At 72.1% G+C, this 19,020-nt stretch carries 14 protein-coding genes, 1 tRNA gene and 1 pseudogene; 14 read left to right on the top strand and 2 right to left on the bottom strand.

The features are described from left to right. Window positions 1–96 precede the first annotated feature (96 nt). The 12 genes and pseudogenes from MM438_RS08715 (at window position 97) to MM438_RS08660 (ending at window position 14,175) form a co-directional block, all read left to right on the top strand. Window positions 97–369, top strand: a complete 273-nt coding sequence (locus tag MM438_RS08715) for an HGxxPAAW family protein (protein ID WP_241452077.1) — start codon at window positions 97–99, stop codon at window positions 367–369. 96 nt (window positions 370–465) lie between these two features. Then, window positions 466–1,278 carry an indole-3-glycerol phosphate synthase TrpC gene (gene trpC, locus MM438_RS08710; protein WP_241452076.1) on the top strand — a complete coding sequence of 271 codons (813 nt, stop codon included), beginning with the start codon at window positions 466–468 and terminating at the stop codon, window positions 1,276–1,278. Between the two features lie 20 nt (window positions 1,279–1,298). After that, window positions 1,299–2,591, top strand: coding sequence for a tryptophan synthase subunit beta (gene trpB / locus MM438_RS08705; RefSeq protein ID WP_241452075.1), 1,293 nt, complete (start codon window positions 1,299–1,301; stop codon window positions 2,589–2,591). Continuing rightward, window positions 2,588–3,376 (top strand): tryptophan synthase subunit alpha, encoded by a 789-nt coding sequence (trpA, locus tag MM438_RS08700; protein WP_241452074.1) that lies wholly within the window; start codon window positions 2,588–2,590, stop codon window positions 3,374–3,376. The genes trpB and trpA overlap by 4 nt, the downstream gene beginning before the upstream one ends. Beyond that, complete coding sequence (locus MM438_RS08695; RefSeq protein ID WP_241452073.1) at window positions 3,373–3,903, top strand: MauE/DoxX family redox-associated membrane protein; 531 nt, start codon at window positions 3,373–3,375, stop codon at window positions 3,901–3,903. The genes trpA and MM438_RS08695 overlap by 4 nt, the downstream gene beginning before the upstream one ends. A 51-nt stretch (window positions 3,904–3,954) precedes the next feature. Further along, window positions 3,955–4,767, top strand: coding sequence for a DsbA family protein (locus MM438_RS08690; RefSeq protein WP_241452072.1), 813 nt, complete (start codon window positions 3,955–3,957; stop codon window positions 4,765–4,767). 11 nt (window positions 4,768–4,778) lie between these two features. Beyond that, window positions 4,779–5,651: a prolipoprotein diacylglyceryl transferase gene (gene lgt / locus MM438_RS08685; protein WP_241453405.1), complete on the top strand. Its 873-nt coding sequence runs from the start codon at window positions 4,779–4,781 to the stop codon at window positions 5,649–5,651. Between the two features lie 139 nt (window positions 5,652–5,790). After that, window positions 5,791–10,355 (top strand): annotated as a pseudogene (gltB, locus tag MM438_RS08680) (glutamate synthase large subunit). Further along, window positions 10,348–11,808 (top strand): glutamate synthase subunit beta, encoded by a 1,461-nt coding sequence (locus MM438_RS08675; RefSeq protein WP_241452071.1) that lies wholly within the window; start codon window positions 10,348–10,350, stop codon window positions 11,806–11,808. The pseudogene gltB and the gene MM438_RS08675 overlap by 8 nt, the downstream one beginning before the upstream one ends. A gap of 83 nt (window positions 11,809–11,891) precedes the next feature. Next, a complete protein-coding gene (pyk, locus tag MM438_RS08670) occupies window positions 11,892–13,346 on the top strand; it encodes a pyruvate kinase (RefSeq protein WP_241452070.1) in 1,455 nt (484 codons plus the stop codon). A 48-nt stretch (window positions 13,347–13,394) separates the two neighbouring features. Next, window positions 13,395–13,480: transfer RNA gene (locus MM438_RS08665), tRNA-Leu, on the top strand. A gap of 86 nt (window positions 13,481–13,566) precedes the next feature. Next, entirely contained in the window at window positions 13,567–14,175 is a 609-nt protein-coding gene (locus tag MM438_RS08660; protein WP_241452069.1) for an ANTAR domain-containing response regulator, read from the top strand. 39 nt (window positions 14,176–14,214) lie between these two features. Here MM438_RS08660 and MM438_RS08655 read toward each other — a convergent pair whose 3' ends face one another. After that, window positions 14,215–14,982 (bottom strand): DUF554 domain-containing protein, encoded by a 768-nt coding sequence (locus MM438_RS08655; protein ID WP_241452068.1) that lies wholly within the window; start codon window positions 14,980–14,982, stop codon window positions 14,215–14,217. 158 nt (window positions 14,983–15,140) lie between these two features. Here MM438_RS08655 and MM438_RS08650 point away from each other — a divergent pair, with 158 nt between their 5' ends. After that, complete coding sequence (locus tag MM438_RS08650) at window positions 15,141–15,758, top strand: GNAT family N-acetyltransferase (protein WP_241452067.1); 618 nt, start codon at window positions 15,141–15,143, stop codon at window positions 15,756–15,758. Window positions 15,759–15,783: 25 nt separating this feature from the next. On the opposite strand, the gene MM438_RS08645 is transcribed toward MM438_RS08650, so the two are convergent. Further along, window positions 15,784–16,299: a hotdog fold thioesterase gene (locus tag MM438_RS08645; protein ID WP_407568130.1), complete on the bottom strand. Its 516-nt coding sequence runs from the start codon at window positions 16,297–16,299 to the stop codon at window positions 15,784–15,786. Between the two features lie 19 nt (window positions 16,300–16,318). Between MM438_RS08645 and polA the strand changes: the two genes are divergently transcribed. Next, window positions 16,319–19,018: a DNA polymerase I gene (gene polA / locus MM438_RS08640; RefSeq protein WP_241452066.1), complete on the top strand. Its 2,700-nt coding sequence runs from the start codon at window positions 16,319–16,321 to the stop codon at window positions 19,016–19,018. Window positions 19,019–19,020 lie beyond the last annotated feature (2 nt).

Raw genomic sequence — 19,020 nt, 5'->3', positions numbered from 1 at the left:
ATGACCCTCGGCGACGGCGACCGCGGAGGCGACGGCGGCCCGTCCGAGCAGCCCGCACCACCCAGCCCGCACCAGAACGCACGAGCAGGAGCCACGATGCCCGACCGTCCCGATTCCGTCCCGTCCGTCAACGAGCGGGTCACCCACGACAACCACGGTCAGTCGATGGCGTCCTGGGCGGCCGTCGGGGTCCTCCTGCTCGGCGCCGTGATCCTGGCGATCGCCGTGGTGCTGCTCAATTTCTGGCTGATGGGTCTGGGCGTGGTGCTGCTGGCCCTGGGCCCGGTCGTCGGCATCGCCATGGCCAAGGCGGGCTACGGCGCCGGCGGCGCCAAGGACTCCTTCACCAACAGCCCGCACCACCACTGACCGCGCCGCCCCGATCCTGGCAGGTATCCCCCCAGGTCGTGGGCCGGTCCGTGGAACGATTGGGTGTCCACCCGAGCGCGTGGCTAGCCTGACCCCGTGGCCTCCGTACTCGATGACATCATCGCCGGCGTCCGTGCCGACCTCGCCGGGCGGCGCGAGCGGATCCCGCTCGACGCCCTCCAGGAGCGCGTGGCCGGGCAGCCGTGCGCCAAGGACGCCCGGGCCGCGCTCGCGGTCGGCCGCACCGAGGGCGTGCGGGTCATCGCCGAGGTCAAGCGGTCCAGCCCGAGCAAGGGTGCGCTGGCGCTGATCGCGGACCCGGCCGGGCTCGCGGCGGACTACGAGGCCGGCGGCGCCACCGTGATCTCGGTGCTGACCGAGGAGCGCCGTTTCGGGGGCAGCCTGGCCGACCTGGACGCCGTCCGCGCCCGGGTCGACGTGCCGCTGCTGCGCAAGGACTTCATGGTCGACCCCTACCAGGTGTGGGAGGCGCGGGCCCACGGCGCCGACGTCGTCCTGCTCATCGTCGCCGCGCTCGACCAGGACGTGCTGGTCTCGCTGCGCGAGCGCGCCGAGTCGCTCGGCATGACGGTGCTGGTCGAGGTGCACGACGAGGAGGAGGCCCGCCGGGCCCTCGACGCCGGGGCCTCGGTCATCGGCGTCAACAACCGCAACCTGAAGACCCTGCAGGTCGAGCGGTCGACCTTCGGCCGGGTCGCACGCCTGCTGCCCGACACCGTCGTCCGGGTCGCCGAGTCCGGCGTCCGCGGCCCTCACGACGTGATGGACTTCGCGCGAGCGGGCGCCGACGCCGTCCTGGTGGGCGAGTCGCTCGTCACCGGCGGTCAGCCTCGCGAGGCCGTCGCCAACCTGCTGGCGGCCGGGGCCCATCCCGCGCTGCGTCACTGAGCCGGCGAGGAGGACCCCGCATGCCGCGCACCCACCGCTCCCCGAGCGACGCCGACCCCGGCGAGCCGATCGGCCGCTTCGACGAGTTCGGCGGACGCTATGTCCCCGAGGCGCTGATCGCCGCCCTGGAAGAGCTCGACGAGGAGCGCCGCAAGGCCTGGGCCGACCCCGAGTTCGTGGCCGAGCTGCAGCACCTGCAGCGCACCTACACCGGCCGCCCCAGCATCATCACCGAGGTGCCGCGCTTCGCCGAGCACTGCGGGGGAGCGCGCGTCCTCCTCAAGCGCGAGGACCTCAACCACACCGGCTCCCACAAGATCAACAACGTCCTCGGACAGGCCCTGCTCACCCGCCGGATGGGCAAGACCCGCGTCATCGCCGAGACGGGCGCCGGCCAGCACGGCGTCGCCACCGCCACGGCGGCCGCGCTCATGGGGCTCGAGTGCGTGGTCTACATGGGCGAGCGGGACACCGAGCGCCAGGCGCTCAACGTCGCCCGGATGAAGCTGCTCGGCGCGACCGTCATACCCGTCAAGCACGGCTCGCGCACCCTCAAGGACGCCGTCAACGAGGCCTTCCGCGACTGGGTCGCCCACGTCGACAGCACCCACTACGTCCTGGGCACCGTCACCGGGCCGCACCCCTTCCCCGAGATGGTGCGCGACTTCCACACGGTCATCGGCCAGGAGGCCCGCGCCCAGGTGCTCGAGCTCACCGGACGCCTGCCCGACGTGGTCTGCGCCTGCGTCGGCGGTGGGTCCAACGCCATGGGCATCTTCCACGCCTTCGTCCCCGACGAGGGGGTCCGGCTCGTCGGCCTGGAGGGCGGGGGAGAAGGCGTCGAGTCCGGCCGCCACGCCTCACGGTTCGCGACCGGCACCCCAGGCGTCCTGCACGGCGCGTTCACCTACCTGCTGCAGGACGACGAGGGGCAGACCATCGAGTCCCACTCGGTGTCCGCGGGCCTGGACTACCCCAGCGTCGGCCCGGAGCACGCGGCCCTGCACGCCTGCGGCCGGGCGACCTACCTGCCCGTGACCGACGAGGAGGCGATGGAGGCGTTCTCGCTGCTCGCGCGCACCGAGGGCATCCTGCCCGCCATCGAGTCCAGCCACGCCCTCGCCGGGGCGATGCGCCTGGGTCGCGAGCTCGGCCCCGAGGGGATCGTCCTGGTCAACCTGTCCGGACGCGGCGACAAGGACGTGGACAGCGCCGCGCGCTGGTTCGGGCTGATGGACGGCGACGACTTCGCCCGGGCCGAGGAGATCAAGGCCGCCGAGCCCGTCACCGACAACGAAGGGGTGGGCCAGTGACCAGTCACCTGAGCCAGGTCCTGCGGTCCTGCCGCGACGAGGGCCGCGCCGCGCTCGTCGGCTACTTGCCCGTCGGCTTTCCCGACGTGGAGCGTTCGATCGAGGCCATGGTGGCGCTCGTCGAGTCCGGCTGCGACGTGGTCGAGGTCGGCATCCCCTACAGCGACCCGGTCATGGACGGGCCCGTCATCCAGGATGCGGCCGTGACAGCGCTCGCCGGAGGCGTGCGACTCGCCGACGCCTTCCGCGCCGTGCGGGCGGTGCACGAGGCCGGGGCCGCCGCCGTCGCCATGACCTACTACAACCCCGTGCTGCGGTATGGCGTCGACCGCTTCGCGGCCGAGCTCGCCCAGGCGGGCGGATCCGGCCTGATCACTCCCGACCTGATCCCCGACGAGGCCGGCGACTGGCTGCGGGCGGCCGACGTCCACGGCCTGGACCCGATCTTCCTGGTCGCCCCCTCCACCACGCCCGCGCGGCTGACGAGCACCACGGCCGCCTGCCGCGGCTTCGTCTACGTCACCGCGGTCATGGGCGTCACCGGCGCCCGCGCCGCGGTGGGTCCGCAGGCCGCCGCCCTGATCGAGCGCACCCGTGCGGTGACCGACACGCCCCTGTGCGTGGGCCTCGGGGTGTCCACCCGGGCGCAGGCCGCCCAGGTCGCAGGCTACGCCGACGGCGTCATCGTCGGCTCGGCCCTGGTCCGCGCGCTCGGCGAGGGCCTGCCCCAGCTGTGCGAGCTCGTCGGCGAGCTCGCCCGAGGAGTACGAGAAGGACGGCGATGAGCACGATCTCCACCACCACCGACGCCGGCACGAGCGAGGACCCGGAGCCGCACCGGTCCTGGCAGTCCTGGGCGAGCCTCGTGGCCCGACTGGTCCTCGGCGGGGTCCTGGTGTGGTCCGGCCTGAGCAAGATCACCGCGCTGGAGACCTCCGCCGAGGCTGTCCGGGCCTACCAGATCCTGCCGTACGACGTCGCCAACGTCGTCGGCTACGTGCTGCCCGTCCTCGAGCTCGCCCTCGGCCTGCTCCTGCTGCTCGGCCTGTTCACCCGGCTGTCGGGGCTGGCCGGCGCGGTGCTGATGCTCGTCTTCGTCGGCGGCATCGCCAGCGTCTGGGCCCGCGGCATCTCCATCGACTGCGGCTGCTTCGGCGGCGGGGGGACCATCGACCCGGGCGCGGCCACCGCGAAGTACCCCTGGGAGATCGCCCGCGACCTGGCCCTCGCCGCCTGCGGCGTGTGGCTCGGGCTGCGCCCGGACAGCCCTGTCAGCATGGACCGGTGGCTGCACGGCGGCCCGCGCCGCTGATCGGTCCGACCTGCTTCATCCCCCCATCCCCACCGACGAGGAGCCCCAACGATGAGCACGAGCTACGAGGACCGCCGGGCCCAGGCCCAGGCAGCCGCCCCGAAGGACGGCAAGGGCAAGGTCGTCCTCGCCGCCTCCCTGGTCGCCCTGCTGGTCCTGGCCGCGGTCGCCTGGGCGGTGCTGTCCCAGCGCTCGCACCAGAGCGCCACCCAGGCCACGATCGCCGGCGCGACCAACCCGCCCCACGCCAACAAGGACGGATCCGGCATCGTCGTCAACCCGGGCAAGGCCAAGCCGGGCGCGCCGACCCTGGTGGTCTACCAGGACTTCCAGTGCCCGATCTGCAAGCACGTCGAGGACGTGGTCGGCCCCACCATCAACGAGATGGCCGACAAGGGTGAGATCTCGCTGGAGTACCGCATCCGCAGCTTCCTGGACGGCAACCTGGAGCGCGGTGGCCAGGTCCCCAACCCCAAGTCCTCGCTGCGCTCCGCCGCCGCCGCGAGCTGCGCGGACGCCGCGGGTGTCTTCGTGGCCTACCACGACCAGGTCTTCAAGGCGCAGCCCGCCAAGGAGGGCGACGGCTACACCGACCAGCAGCTGACCGAGACCTTCGCCAAGGGCGCCGGCCTGTCCGGCGACCAGCTCGCCGGCTTCCAGGCCTGCGTCAAGGAGAAGAAGATGGAGGGCTTCGCCACCAAGATGGAGGAGGCGGGGACCAAGGCCGGCAACACCGGGACCCCGCAGTTCCTCGTCAACGGCAAGGACCTCAAGGACACCCTGCTCATGCCGGCCATCCAGGCCGCCCAGGCCGACGGGAAGATGGACCCGGCCGTGATCCGCAAGGCGATCCTCGGCACGTGAGCCTCGTGACGATGCCCGCCAGGGTGATCGCCACCATCCCCAGCCCCGAGCAGGGGGTCTGGCACCTGGGCCCCTTCCCGCTGCGGGCCTACGCCCTGTGCATCCTGGCGGGCATCCTCACGGCGGTCTGGCTGACCCAGCGCCGGCTGGCCGCCCGCGGCGGCGACCCGGAGGCGGTCGTCGACGTCGCCATGTGGGCGGTCCCCTTCGGCATCGTCGGGGGCCGGCTCTACCACGTGGCGACCTCGTGGCAGCCGTACTTCGGGCCCGGCGGCAACCCCGCCAACGCCGTCAAGATCTGGGAGGGCGGGCTCGGCATCTGGGGAGCCGTGGCCCTCGGCGCCGTCGGGGTCTGGATCGGCTGCCGCCGCTGCGGCGTGAGCTTCCTGGACATGGGCGACGCGATCGCCCCCGGCCTGGCGCTGGCCCAGGCGATGGGTCGGTGGGGCAACTGGTTCAACAACGAGCTGTACGGCGGGCCGACGGACCTGCCCTGGGCCCTGGAGATCCACCGCTGGGACGCCGCCCAGGGCGCAGCGGTCCGGGACGCGGGCGGGCACGCGGTGGTGGCCGGGACCTATCACCCGACCTTCCTCTACGAGTCGCTGTGGTGCGTCGGGCTGGCGCTGCTGCTCATGGTGGTCGACCGCCGGGTGGTGCTCCGCCGGGGGCAGGTGTTCGCGCTCTACGTCGTGGGCTACACCGTCGGTCGCCTCTGGATCGAGCTGATGCGCATCGACACCGCCAACACCATCATGGGGCTGCGCCTCAACGTGTGGACCTCGATGATCGTCATGGCCTTCGGGGCCGGGTGGTTCCTGCTCGCCCGCCACGAGCGGTCCCGTCCGCGACCCCGAGACGTGCAATCTCATCCTGCGGACTGAATAGGTCTGCACTCTGACCCGTCCGCCACTCTGGACGCACGCACGCTGCAGGGCCACCGTCGTCCCCGCAGCGTGGCGACCCGACCGGACGGCGACCGTCGTCCGGCCAGCGTGCGAAGGACGGTGCCAGATGACAGCGATGCCCGACCCCACGGCGGTGATCCCGCCCACCTTTGCCCGGTTCGGGGCCCAGCCCGCCGACCAGGGCCTGTACCGCGGGGACCAGGAGCACGACGCGTGCGGCGTGGCCATGGTGGCCACCCTGCGCGGGCACGCCGGCCACGACATCGTCGACCAGGCCCTGCTCGCCCTCACCAACCTCGAGCACCGTGGTGCCACCGGTGCCGACCCGCTGGTCGGTGACGGTGCGGGCATCCTCACCCAGGTCCCGGACGAGTTCCTGCGGGCCGTGGCCGGGTTCGAGCTCCCGGCGGTGGGTCGGTATGCCGTCGGTACGGCATACCTCCCGATGGACCAGGACCAGCGCGCCGAGGCCGTCCGCACCATCGAGCGGATCGCCGCGGAGGAGCACCTGGAGGTGCTGGGGTGGCGCGAGGTGCCCGTGGAGCCGGGCTGCGTCGGCCAGGTCGCTCGCGACTGCATGCCCTCCTTCGCGCAGCTCTTCGTCGCCGATGCGGCGGGGGAGCGGTCGGGGATCGAGCTCGACCGGGTGGCCTTCTGCCTGCGCAAGCGGGCCGAGCACGAGGCGCACGTGTACTTCCCGTCGCTGAGCTCGCGGACGCTGGTCTACAAGGGGATGCTGACGACCGCGCAGGTCGAGCAGTTCTACCCCGACCTGTCCGACGAGCGCTTCGCCACCGAGCTGGCCGTCGTGCACTCGCGGTTCTCCACCAACACCTTCCCCAGCTGGCCCAAGTCGCACCCCTACCGCTACATCGCGCACAACGGGGAGATCAACACCGTCAAGGGCAACCGCAACTGGATGCGCACCCGCGAGTCCATGCTGGCCAGCGACCTGGTCCCCGGTGACCTCTCCCGGCTCTTCCCGATCTGCACCGAGGACGGCTCGGACTCGGCGTCCTTCGACGAGGTGCTCGAGCTGCTGCACCTGGCGGGGCGGTCGCTGCCGCACGCGGTGCTGATGATGATCCCCGAGGCGTGGGAGAACCACGCCGAGATGGACCCGGCCCGGCGCGCGTTCTACGAGTTCCACTCGATGTTCATGGAGCCGTGGGACGGCCCGGCCTGCGTGACCTTCACCGACGGCACGCTCGTCGGCGCGGTGCTCGACCGCAACGGCCTGCGCCCTGGGCGCTACTGGGTGACCGACGACGGGCTGGTCGTCCTGGCGTCGGAGTCGGGCGTGCTGCCGATCCCCGACGAGCGGGTCGTGCGTCGCGGGCGGCTGCAGCCGGGGCGGATGTTCCTCGTGGACACCGCAGCCGGTCGTCTGGTCGAGGACGAGGAGGTCAAGGGGAAGCTCGCGGCCGCGCAGCCGTACGCCGAGTGGCTGCGCGCCGGCGTGATCCGCCTGGCGGACCTGCCCGATCGCGAGCACATCGTGCACACCGCGGCGTCGGTGACCCGGCGCCAGCAGACCTTCGGCTACACCTTGGAGGAGCTGCGGGTCCTGCTGACCCCGATGGCGGTCGACGGCGCCGAGGCGCTCGGCTCGATGGGTACGGACACGCCGATCGCGGTGCTGAGCAGCCGGCCACGGATGCTCTTCGACTACTTCACCCAGCTGTTCGCCCAGGTCACCAACCCGCCCCTGGACGCCATCCGCGAGGAGCTGGTGACCAGCCTCGGCACGGCGGTCGGGCCGGAGGGCAACGCCCTGGTGCCCGACCCGGCCCAGGCCCGCCAGGTCGAGCTGTCCTTCCCGGTCATCGACAACGACGAGCTCGCCAAGATCGTCCACATCAACGCCGACGGCGACCTGCCGGGCTATGCCACGCACGTGGTGCGGGGGCTCTACGCCGTCGACGAGGGCGCCGAGGGGCTGCGGGCCCGCCTGAGCGAGATCTGCGCCGAGGTCGCCGAGGCGATCCGCGGGGAGCGCGGTTCGTCGTGCTGTCCGACCGGGACTCCGACCACGAGCTGGCCCCGATCCCTTCGCTGCTGCTCACCTCGGCCGTCCACCACCACCTGATCCGCGCGAAGCTGCGCACCGAGGTGGGTCTGGTCGTCGAGGCGGGCGACGTCCGCGAGGTGCACCACGTCGCCCTGCTCATCGGGTATGGCGCGGCGGCGGTCAACCCCTACCTGGCGATGGAGTCCGTGGAGGTGCTCGTCCGGCAGGGGATCGTCACGGGGGTCACCCCGGAGCAGGCGGTCCGCAACCTCATCAAGGCCCTCGGCAAGGGCGTCCTGAAGGTCATGTCCAAGATGGGCATCTCCACCGTCGCGTCCTACCGCGGCGCCCAGGTCTTCGAGGCCATCGGGCTCGCCCAGGAGCTGGTGGACGAGTACTTCGTCGGCACGGTCAGCCAGCTCGGCGGCGTCGGGCTGGACGTGGTGGCCCGGGAGGTCGCGGCACGCCACGCCACGGCCTATCCCGTCACTGGGGTGCAGCCCGCCCACCGCACCCTGCCCGTCGGCGGGGAGTACCAGTGGCGGCGGGAGGGCGAGCCGCACCTGTTCGACCCGGAGACGGTCTTCCGGCTGCAGCACTCCACCCGGCAGCGGCGCTACGACATCTTCAAGCAGTACACCCGCCGGGTCAACGACCAGGCCGAGCGGCTGATGACGCTGCGCGGGCTCTTCGAGCTGACGCCCGACCGGCCTGCCGTCCCGCTGGACGAGGTCGAGCCGGTGAGCGAGATCGTCAAGCGCTTCTCGACCGGGGCGATGAGCTATGGCTCGATCTCCCAGGAGGCCCACGAGACGCTGGCGATCGCCATGAACAACCTCGGCGCCCGTTCCAACACCGGCGAGGGCGGCGAGGACGTCGACCGGCTGCTGGACCCGGCCCGTCGCAGCGCCATCAAGCAGGTGGCCTCGGGCCGGTTCGGGGTGACCAGCCTCTACCTCACCCAGTCCGACGACATCCAGATCAAGATGGCCCAGGGCGCCAAGCCGGGCGAGGGCGGCCAGCTGCCCGGCCACAAGGTCTATCCCTGGGTCGCGAGGACGCGACACTCCACGCCCGGCGTCGGGCTCATCTCGCCGCCGCCGCACCACGACATCTACTCCATCGAGGACCTCGCCCAGCTGATCCACGACCTGAAGAACGCCAACCCGCAGGCCCGGGTCCACGTCAAGCTGGTCTCCGAGATCGGCGTGGGCACGGTCGCGGCCGGCGTCTCCAAGGCGCACGCCGACGTGGTGCTCGTCTCCGGCCACGACGGCGGCACGGGGGCCTCGCCGCTGACCAGCCTCAAGCACGCCGGAGCACCCTGGGAGCTGGGCCTGGCCGAGACCCAGCAGACCTTGGTGCTCAACGGACTTCGCGACCGGATCGTGGTGCAGACCGACGGCCAGCTCAAGACCGGCCGCGACGTGGTCGTCGCGGCGCTGCTGGGGGCCGAGGAGTTCGGCTTCGCCACCGCTCCGCTGGTGGTCAGCGGCTGCGTCATGATGCGTGTCTGCCACCTGGACACCTGCCCGGTCGGCGTGGCCACCCAGAACCCCGAGCTGCGCGAGCGCTTCTCGGGCCGGCCCGAGTTCGTGGAGACCTTCTTCGAGTACATCGCCGAGGAGGTGCGCGAGCTGCTCGCCGAGCTGGGCTTCCGCAGCCTGGACGAGGCGATCGGTCGGTCGTCGGTCATCAACGCCCGCAAGGCGATCGAGCACTGGAAGGCGTCGGGCCTGGACCTGTCGCCCGTCCTCGCCGAGGCCGTGCCCGAGGACGGTGGCGCCCGCCGCTGCACCCAGGCCCAGGACCACGGCCTGGAGCACGCGCTCGACAACACGTTGGTCGAGCAGGCGGCCCCGGCCCTGGAGCGCGGGGAGCGGGTGACCATCGACGCCGGCATACGCAACGTCAACCGCACGGTCGGCACCATGCTGGGGCACGCGGTCACCACGGCCCACCCGCACGGGCTGTCCGACGGCACCATCACGGTCCGGCTGCACGGCTCGGCCGGCCAGTCGCTGGGCGCCTTCCTCCCGGCGGGGGTGACCCTGGAGCTCTTCGGCGACGCGAACGACTATGTCGCCAAGGGGCTCTCCGGTGGTCGGGTCGTCGTCCGGCCGAGCGAGTCGTCCACCCTGACCGCGGCGGACAACGTCATCGCCGGCAACGTCATCGGGTATGGCGCCACGACCGGCGAGGTCTTCCTGCGCGGCACCGTCGGGGAGCGCTTCTGCGTCCGCAACTCCGGCATCACCGCCGTGGTCGAGGGCGTGGGCGACCACGGGTGCGAGTACATGACCGGCGGTATGGCGATGATCCTCGGCGAGGTGGGCCGCAACTTCGCGGCCGGCATGTCCGGCGGCGTGGCCTACCTGCTCGACGCCCGCGCCGACCGGGTCAACACCGAGCTCGTCGACGTGTCGCCGCTGCGCGACGTGGACCGTCCGGTGGTCGAGGGGTTGCTGCGCGACCACCTGCGCTGGACCGACTCCGACGTCGCCCGCGAGCTGCTCGCGGACCTCGACGCCGCCTACCCCCGCTTCACCCTGGTGCTGCCGCGGGACTACCAGCGCGTGCTGGACGTCCGGGCCCAGGCCGAGACCGACGGACTGGACCTCGACGGCACCGAGGTCTGGGAGCGCATCATGGAGGCTTCTCGTGGCTGACCCTCGTGGATTTCTCAAGCATCGTGAGCGGGAGCTGCCGCAGCGCCGGCCGGTCCCGGTCCGGATCCAGGACTGGCGCGAGGTCTACGAGGCCCAGCCGGTGGACCAGCTGCAGCGCCAGGCGAGCCGCTGCATGGACTGCGGCATCCCCTTCTGCCACTCCGGCTGCCCCCTGGGCAACCTCGTCCCCGAGTGGAACACGCTGGCCTGGCGCGGGGACTGGCGCGACGCCATCGACCGGCTGCACGCGACCAACAACTTCCCGGAGTTCACCGGGCGGCTGTGCCCGGCGCCGTGCGAGACGGCGTGCGTGCTCGGGATCAACTCCGAGCCGGTGACCATCAAGCAGGTCGAGGTCACGACCGTCGAGCGGGCCTTCGACGCGCAGCGGGTCGACCCGATGCCGCCCGAGCGGCTCACCGGCAAGCGGGTCGCGGTCGTGGGCTCGGGACCGGCCGGTCTCGCCGCCGCCCAGCAGCTGACCCGCGCGGGGCACACCGTCGCGGTCTACGAGCGGGCCGACAGGCTCGGCGGACTGCTGCGCTACGGCATCCCGGAGTTCAAGATGGAGAAGTCCGTCGTCGACCGCCGGCTCAACCAGATGACCCAGGAGGGCACGATCTTCCGCACCGGCGTGGACGTCGGGCGGGACCTCACCGGCGACCAGCTGCGCGAGCGCTTCGACGCCGTGGTCCTGGCGATCGGGGCGACCGTGCCCCGGGACCTGCAGGTGCCCGGGCGCGAGCTGGGCGGCATCCACCAGGCCATGGACTTCCTGCCGCCCGCCAACCGGGTGGCCGTGGGGGAGCGGGTGGCCGACCAGGTCACCGCGACGGGCAAGGACGTCGTGGTCATCGGCGGCGGCGACACCGGCGCCGACTGCATCGGCACATCCCTGCGCCAGGGTGCCCGCTCGGTCACCAGCCTGGAGATCATGCCGCAGCCTGGCGAGCACCGGCCTCCCCACCAGCCCTGGCCGACCTACCCCATGCTCTTCCGTGTCGCGTCCGCGCACGAGGAGGGCGGCGACCGGGTGTATGCCGTGTCCACCAAGGAGTTCCTCGGCGACACGGACGGCCAGGTCGCGGGGCTGCGGATCTCCGAGGTGGCGCTGCGCGAGGGCCGCTTCGAGGAGGTGGCGGGCACCGAGCGCGTCATACCCGCTCAGCTGGTGCTCCTCGCCATGGGCTTCCTGGGTCCCCGCCGCGAGGGTCTGCTCGAGCAGCTCGGGGTGGAGCTGGACGAGCGGTCCACCGTGCGCCGCGACGCGAGCTTCATGTCCTCGGTGCCTGGCGTCTTCGTCGCCGGCGACGCCGGACGGGGACAGTCCCTGATCGTGTGGGCGATCGCGGAGGGGCGCAGCGCCGCCCACGGCGTGGACGCCTACCTGAGCCAGGCCGGCTCCCGCCTGCCCCGCCCGATCCACCCGACCGACCGGCCACTCACGGTCTGAGACCCTCGGGGACTCTGGGAAACTCCCCCGAGGGTCCCCGAGGTGTGCGTGTGGCGTGCGCCACTCCCGATAGGATGGGGGCCATGCGCCGAGCCAAGATCGTCTGCACCATCGGGCCGGCCACCTCCTCCATCGAGCAGATGCGCAAGCTGGTCTCCGCCGGCATGGACGTGGCACGCCTGAACTTCTCCCACGGTGATCACGCCGACAAGAAGGAGGTCTACGACAACGTCCGTACCGCCTCCGACGAGGTGGGTCGTGCCGTCGGTGTCCTCGTGGACCTCCAGGGTCCCAAGATCCGCACCGGCCGCTTCGCCAACGGCCCCATCCTGCTGACCAAGGGTGACCGCTTCACCATCACCACCGACGACGTCCAGGGCGACCAGGAGCGCGTCGGGACCACCTACAAGGGTCTGCCCGGCGACGTCACGCCCGGTGACAAGCTGCTGATCGACGACGGCAAGGTGACCCTGCGAGCCGTCGAGGTGACGGCCACCGACGTGGTCACCGAGGTCGTCGAGGGCGGCTTCGTCTCCAACAACAAGGGCATCAACCTGCCCGGCGTCGCCGTGAGCGTCCCGGCCCTGTCCGAGAAGGACGAGGACGACCTGCGCTTCGCCCTGCGTCTCGGCTGCGACATGGTCGCCCTGTCCTTCGTGCGCTCGGCGGCCGACGTCGAGGACGTGCACAAGATCATGGACGAGGAGAACCGCCGCGTCCCGGTCATCGCCAAGATCGAGAAGCCCCAGGCGATCGAGAACCTCGAGGAGATCGTCCAGCGCTTCGACGCCATCATGGTCGCCCGCGGTGACCTCGGGGTGGAGCTGCCCTTCGAGGACGTGCCGATCGTGCAGAAGCAGGCGATCGAGCTGTGCCGCAAGTACGCCCGGCCGGTCATCGTCGCCACCCAGGTGCTCGAGTCGATGATCGAGAACTCCCGGCCGACCCGCGCCGAGGCCTCGGACTGTGCCAACGCCATCCTCGACGGCGCCGACGCGGTCATGCTGTCCGGTGAGACGTCGGTGGGCAAGTGGCCCATCGAGACCGTCCAGGCCATGGCCCGGATCATCGAGTCCACCGAGGAGCACGGCCTGTCCCGCGTGCTGCCGACCCCGGAGCCGCGCTGGCACATCGGTGACGCCGTCACCCAGGCCGCGGTGGACATCGCCCGTCACCTGGACGTGAAGTACCTCGTCACCTTCACCCAGTCCGGCAAGTCCGCCCGCCTGCTGTCCCGGCTGCGCTGCAACATCCCGGTGCTGGCCTTCAGCCCCGAGCAGGCCACCCGCTCGCGGCTGTCCCTGTCCTGGGGCGTCGAGACCTTCCTCGTCCCCGGTGCCACGCACACCGACGAGATGGTCAACCAGGTCGACCTGGCGCTGCTCGCCGCGGGCCGTGTCGAGGAGGGCGACTACGTCGTGATCGTCGCCGGCACGCCGCCGGGCGTGTCCGGATCGACCAACTCCGTGCGGGTCCACCGCATGGGCGACATGGTCCACCACCGACTGGGACGCACCGCCGACCACACCTTCGGCTGAGTCGACGAGCCCGCCCGTGCTGCCGCTAGCATGGGCGGGCTCACCCACGCCGGGGTGGTGGAACGGCAGACACAGAGCACTCAAAATGCTCCGTCCGCAAGGGCGTGCGGGTTCGAGTCCCGCCCTCGGCACCAGCAGCACGGGCCGCGATCCCTCAGGGATCGCGGCCCGTGCCGTGCCGTCTCGCGTCCGCTCGGCGTCGCGGTCTAGGGTAGGTCGGGTGACTGACCACTCTGCACCGACCGGCCGCCGCATCCTCGTCGCCGAAGACGAGGCCCTCATCCGCCTAGACCTCGTGGAGATGCTCCGCGACGCAGGGCACGAGATCGTCGGTCAGGCCAGCAACGGTGAGCAGGCGGTGGAGCTCGCCCAGGAGCACCGGCCCGATGTCGTCATCATGGACGTGAAGATGCCGGTGCTGGACGGCATCTCGGCCGCCGAGCAGATCGGCAACGCCAAGATCTGCCCCGTCGTCATGCTCACCGCGTTCAGCCAGACCGAGCTCGTGGAGCGAGCCCGGGACGCCGGGGTCATGGCCTACATCGTCAAGCCCTTCACCGCCGCCGACCTGGCCCCCGCCATCGACATCGCGGTGTCGCGCTGGGCGGAGTACCAGGCGCTCGAGTCCGAGATCGCGGACCTGTCCGACCGGCTCGAGACCCGCAAGGCCGTCGACCGGGCCAAGGGGGTGCTGATGGCCAAGCTCAAGCTCAGCGAGGCCGACGCCTTCCGCTGGATCCAGAAGACCGCGATGGACCGTCGGATGGGCATGCGGCAGGTCGCCGACGCCGTCATCACCGGCATGGGCGACGACAAGGCCAAGAAGTAGCCCCGGCCGGCGCATCTCGGCCGTCGGCGGGAGCCGGCGTCACCGCAGGGCGACGACCACCTGGGTCAGGAGCGGGGCGACCAGCAGAGCCGGGAGCAGGTCGCCCACCGGGATGTCCCGGATCCGCAGCAGCCGCAGCGAGATACCCACCAGGAGCAGCCCGCCCGTGGCCGTGAGCGCGGCGATGTGGGCTTCGGGCAGCACGGACCCCAGCAGCACCCCCACCAGCGTCAGCAGGCCCTGCACGAGCGCGATCGACGCGGCGGACGCCAGCACCCCCACCCCGAAGGTCGACGCGAAGGCGAGCGCCGCGAAGCCGTCCAGCGTGGCCTTGAGCACCAGCTGGTCGATGCCCCGCCCCAGGCCGTCGTTGAGCGAGCCCAGGATGGTCAGCGGTCCGACGCAGAACAGCAGCGAGGCGGTCAACCAGCCCTCGATGAAGCGCTCCCGCTCGGCGCCGGTGTCCCCGGCGGCGGTATGCCGGGCCACGAGGGCCTGCACCGAGCCCGCCAGGCCCTCCAGGCGCCGCTCGATCCCCAGGGCCGAGCCGATCAGCGCCCCGCCGACCAGCGAGCCCAGCACCACCAGCATGGGGGCGCCGGTGCCGACAGCGGACTGCAGCCGGGGGTTGGACACCTCCCAGGCGGACAGCAGCGCCATGATGACCGTCGTCAGGCCCAGGCAGTCCGTGACCAGCGATCGGGTGCGCTCCGGGAGCCGGTGTCCCACGAGCATCCCGAGACCCCCTCCGACCAGGACGGTGAGCACGTTGACGAGCGTTCCGAGTCCGGGGAAGGCAGCCTGCATGGGTGCAGCCTAGGGCGCGCCGGCAGGCTGCCGTCCCGCGGGCCGGGCCGGTCGCCGACCCGCGGGGGGTGGGGCTACCCAACCGGGGCGAGAAGTGCCATATTGGGGCGCGGAGAGCTTCGGGGGAGGCTTCGCCAACGGCCGGCGACGTTCGCTGTGTGAGCACCCTGGAGGTAGTGATGGCTCGGTCCTGGACCGGGGTTCGCCCCGTCGAGAGCTGCGACATCGACGAGCTCTACTCCCTGTGGAACGACGCCCTCGCCGAGGGCGGCCCGGGCTTCGAGCTCGGTGCCCGTCCCGTGTCCCTCGAGCGTCTCGCCCAGGTGCTGGGCCGCTCCTGCGTCCACGCCTACGCCAGCCACCAGGACGGCCACCTCGTGGGCTTCATGCTCGCGACGACCAATCCCCTCAGCCCGTTGACGGACTCCACCACGGTGACCGTGGAGGCCCTCTACGTCCACCCGGACTACCGCAACCGAGGCCTGGCCCGGGCCTTGCTCGCCCGCGCCGCCACCCTGTCCGAGCAGACGGGCGCCACCCAGGTCGTCTCCAACGTCCCGAGCCAGGCGCGGGACCTCAACCGCTTCTTCGCCCGGCTGGGCTTCACCGCCACCGTGACCCGGCGGATCAGCACCCCGGCCTCGCTGCGGCGCCGGCTGGCGGGCGAGGACGTGCGTCCCTTCGACCGGGTGCTGGCCCGGCGCCGCACCCAGCGGGCCCGCACCGGCCTGACCCAGCCGCTCGAGGTGCTCCCGGCCCACACCAACGTCGGCTGACCCACCGACCTGCGGGCCGGTCGGCTCAGGCCGGCCCGGACAGGTGGTCTGCGGCGGGCTCGGCGTCGCGCAGCGCGCAGGTGAGGCGCGAGGTGCACACGCGGCGGTCGCGCTCGTCGGTGATAACGATCTCGTAGCACGCGGTGGTCCGTCCCAGGTGCACGGCGGTGGCGACGCCGGTGACGACCCCCTCGCGGGTGGCGCGGTGGTGCGTGGCGCTGATGTCCACGCCCACGGCATACCGCCCTGGTCCCGCCGCCAGCATCGCCGCGACGCTGCCCAGGGTCTCCGCGAGGACGACCGATGCCCCGCCGTGCAGCAGGCCGTAGGGCTGGGTGTTGCCCGCCACCGGCATCGTCCCGACGCAGCGCTCGGGCGCGGCCTGGAAGATCTGCAGCCCCATCCGCTCGATGAGGGTGCCGTCGGCCATGGCGCGCAGCTCCTCCGGGCCCAGGGAGGGCCCGCTCCCCGGCTCCGGGTGGGCCTGCTCGGCGGCGGACTCGTGGGCGGCGGTGCGCCGGGCGGGAGGTGTGTCAGACATACGGCCTAGGCTGCCATGCGTGACCCGACTCCTGCTCCTCGACGGACACTCCCTGGCCTACCGCGCGTTCTTCGCCCTGCCCGCCGAGAACTTCTCGACGAGCACCGGACAGACCACCAACGCCGTCTACGGCTTCACGTCCATGCTCATCAACCTCCTGCGCGACGAGCAACCGACGCACGTGGCGGTGGCCTTCGACCTGTCGCGGCAGACCTTCCGCATGGCGGAGTACGCCGAGTACAAGGCCGGGCGTTCCGCGACGCCGGACGAGTTCAAGGGGCAGGTCTCGCTGGTGCAGGAGGTCCTGGACGCCCTGAGGATCCGGCACCTGTCGGTCGAGGGCTTCGAGGCGGACGACATCATCGCCACGCTCACCACCCAGGCCCGCGAGGCCGGCATCGACGAGGTGGTCATCTGCTCCGGGGACCGTGACGCCTTCCAGCTGGTGGACGACCGCACGACCTTGCTCTACCCCGTCCGGGGGGTGTCGGAGGTATGGCGGATGGACCCCGCCGCGGTGGAGACGAAGTACCTCGTGCCGCCGTCGCGCTACAGCGACCTGGCCGCCCTGGTGGGGGAGACCTCCGACAACCTGCCCGGCGTGCCTGGCGTAGGTCCCAAGACCGCCGCCAAGTGGATCACCGCGTACGGGGACCTCGCGGGCATCGTCGAGCATGTGCACGAGATCAAGGGCAAGGCCGGCGAGTCCCTGCGCACCCACCTGGACCAGGTCCTGCGCAACCGGCGCCTCAACCAGCTGGTCCGCGACGTCGAGCTCCCGATCACGATCGACGACCTCGCCCGCGCCAACTGGGAGCGCGACGAGGTGCACCGGGTCTTCGACGGCCTGGAGTTCCGGGTGCTGCGCGACCGCCTGTTCGCGACGGTCGAGTCGGCCGCGCCCGAGGCCGAGAGCGGCTTCGCGATCGACGGGGCGACCCTCGCCCCCGGGGAGCTGGGCGGCTGGCTCGCCGAGCATGCCGCCACCGGCCGCTGCGGCCTGGTCGTCGTGGGTCGGTGGGCGAGGGGGACCCGTGACGTCGACGGTCTGGCCCTCGCCGCGCCGGACGGCTCCGGGGCCTACGCCGCCGCCCAGGACCTCACGCCCGACGACGAGACCGCCCTGGGACGGTGGCTCGCCGACCCGGCCGCCACCCTGGTGCTGCACGAGGCCAAGGGCCAGCTGCAGGCCCTGTGGGCCAGAGGATTCCCCGAGGTGGCCGGGGTGGACGTGGACACCGCCCTGGCGGCCTACCTCGTGCGCCCCGACCAGCGTTCCTACGACCTGGCCGACCTGGCGCTGCGGCACCTGCACCGCGAGCTCACCGTGGACGGCACCGGCTCTGCGCAGGGCATGCTCGACTTCTCCGCCGACCAGGACGCCGAGGCGCAGACCGCCATGGTGCGGGCCCGTGCCGTGGTCGACCTCGCCGAGGTCCTCGAGGCCGAGCTGGAGCGCACCGGCCAGCGGGCGCTGCTCACGGACGTGGAGCTGCCCCTGCTGCGGGTCCTCGCCGAGATGGAGCGTGACGGGATCGGCGTGGACCAGGAGGGGCTCGCCACGCTCGAGAGCGAGTTCGGTGACCAGGTGCGCGCCGCCCAGCAGGACGCCCACGACGCCATCGGCGACGACACCGTCAACCTGGGCTCGCCCAAGCAGCTGCAGACGGTGCTGTTCGAGACCCTGGGCATGCCGCGCACCAAGAGGACCAAGACCGGCTACACCACCGATGCCGAGGCGCTCAAGGACCTGTACGAGCGCGAGCCGCACCCCTTCCTGGAGGCGCTGCTGCGGCACCGGGACGCCGCCAAGCTGCGCTCCACCATCGAGGGCCTGCGCAAGTCGGTGGCCGAGGACGGCCGCATCCACACGACCTACCTGCAGACCGTCGCGGCGACCGGCCGGCTCAGCTCCACCGAGCCCAACCTGCAGAACGTCCCCATCCGCACCGAGGAGGGCCGCCGGATCCGGTCGGTCTTCGTGGTGGGCCGGGGACGCGAGGGCGGGGAGCACGTCGAGTTCGAGTCCCTCATGTCGGCGGACTACAGCCAGATCGAGATGCGGATCATGGCGCACCTGTCCGGCGACGCCGGCCTCGTCGAGGCCTTCCGGTCGGGGGAGGACCTGCACCGTTTCGTCGGGTCGCGGGTCTTCCAGGTCGATCCGGGCGACGTGACGCCGGCGATGCGCGCCAAGGTCAAGGCCATGAGCTACGGCCTGGCCTACGGGCTGTCCGCCTTCGGGCTGTCCAAGCAGCTGCGGATCTCCACCGGCGAGGCGCAGGGGCTCATGGACGGCTACTTCGAGCGCTTCGGCGGGGTTCGCGACTACCTGCGCGAGATCGTGGCGGAGGCGCGCACCACGGGCTACACCGCCACCATCCTCGGGCGCCGGCGCTACCTGCCGGACCTGACCAGCGACAACCGCAACCGCCGCGAGATGGCCGAGCGGATGGCGCTGAACGCGCCGATCCAGGGCTCGGCGGCCGACATCGTCAAGCTCGCCATGCTCGGCATCGACCGGGCGCTGCGCGCCGAGGGCCTGCGCTCGCGGATGCTGCTGCAGGTCCACGACGAGCTGCTGCTCGAGGTGGCACCGGGCGAGCGGGAGACCGTGGAGGCCCTGGTGCGTCGGGAGATGGGCGCCGCCGTCGAGATGGACGTCCCCCTCGACGTGCACGTCGGCGTCGGGCGGTCCTGGCAGGACGCGGAGCACTGATC

Source organism: Arsenicicoccus dermatophilus (assembly GCF_022568795.1).
GTDB classification, from domain to species: Bacteria; Actinomycetota; Actinomycetes; order Actinomycetales; family Dermatophilaceae; genus Arsenicicoccus; species Arsenicicoccus dermatophilus.
This window is presented reverse-complemented; position numbering and strand designations above follow the sequence as displayed.

Excerpts from the sequence above, each read along its gene's own strand:
- MM438_RS08715 (WP_241452077.1), top strand. The coding sequence starts at position 97 with ATGCCCGACCGTCCCGATTCCGTCCCGTCCGTCAACGAGCGGGTCACC.
- trpB (WP_241452075.1), top strand. The coding sequence starts at position 1,299 with ATGCCGCGCACCCACCGCTCCCCGAGCGACGCCGACCCCGGCGAGCCG.
- MM438_RS08695 (WP_241452073.1), top strand. The coding sequence starts at position 3,373 with ATGAGCACGATCTCCACCACCACCGACGCCGGCACGAGCGAGGACCCG.
- MM438_RS08690 (WP_241452072.1), top strand. The coding sequence starts at position 3,955 with ATGAGCACGAGCTACGAGGACCGCCGGGCCCAGGCCCAGGCAGCCGCC.
- lgt (WP_241453405.1), top strand. The coding sequence starts at position 4,779 with ATGCCCGCCAGGGTGATCGCCACCATCCCCAGCCCCGAGCAGGGGGTC.
- pyk (WP_241452070.1), top strand. The coding sequence starts at position 11,892 with ATGCGCCGAGCCAAGATCGTCTGCACCATCGGGCCGGCCACCTCCTCC.
- MM438_RS08655 (WP_241452068.1), bottom strand. The coding sequence starts at position 14,982 with ATGCAGGCTGCCTTCCCCGGACTCGGAACGCTCGTCAACGTGCTCACC.
- MM438_RS08645 (WP_407568130.1), bottom strand. The coding sequence starts at position 16,299 with ATGTCTGACACACCTCCCGCCCGGCGCACCGCCGCCCACGAGTCCGCC.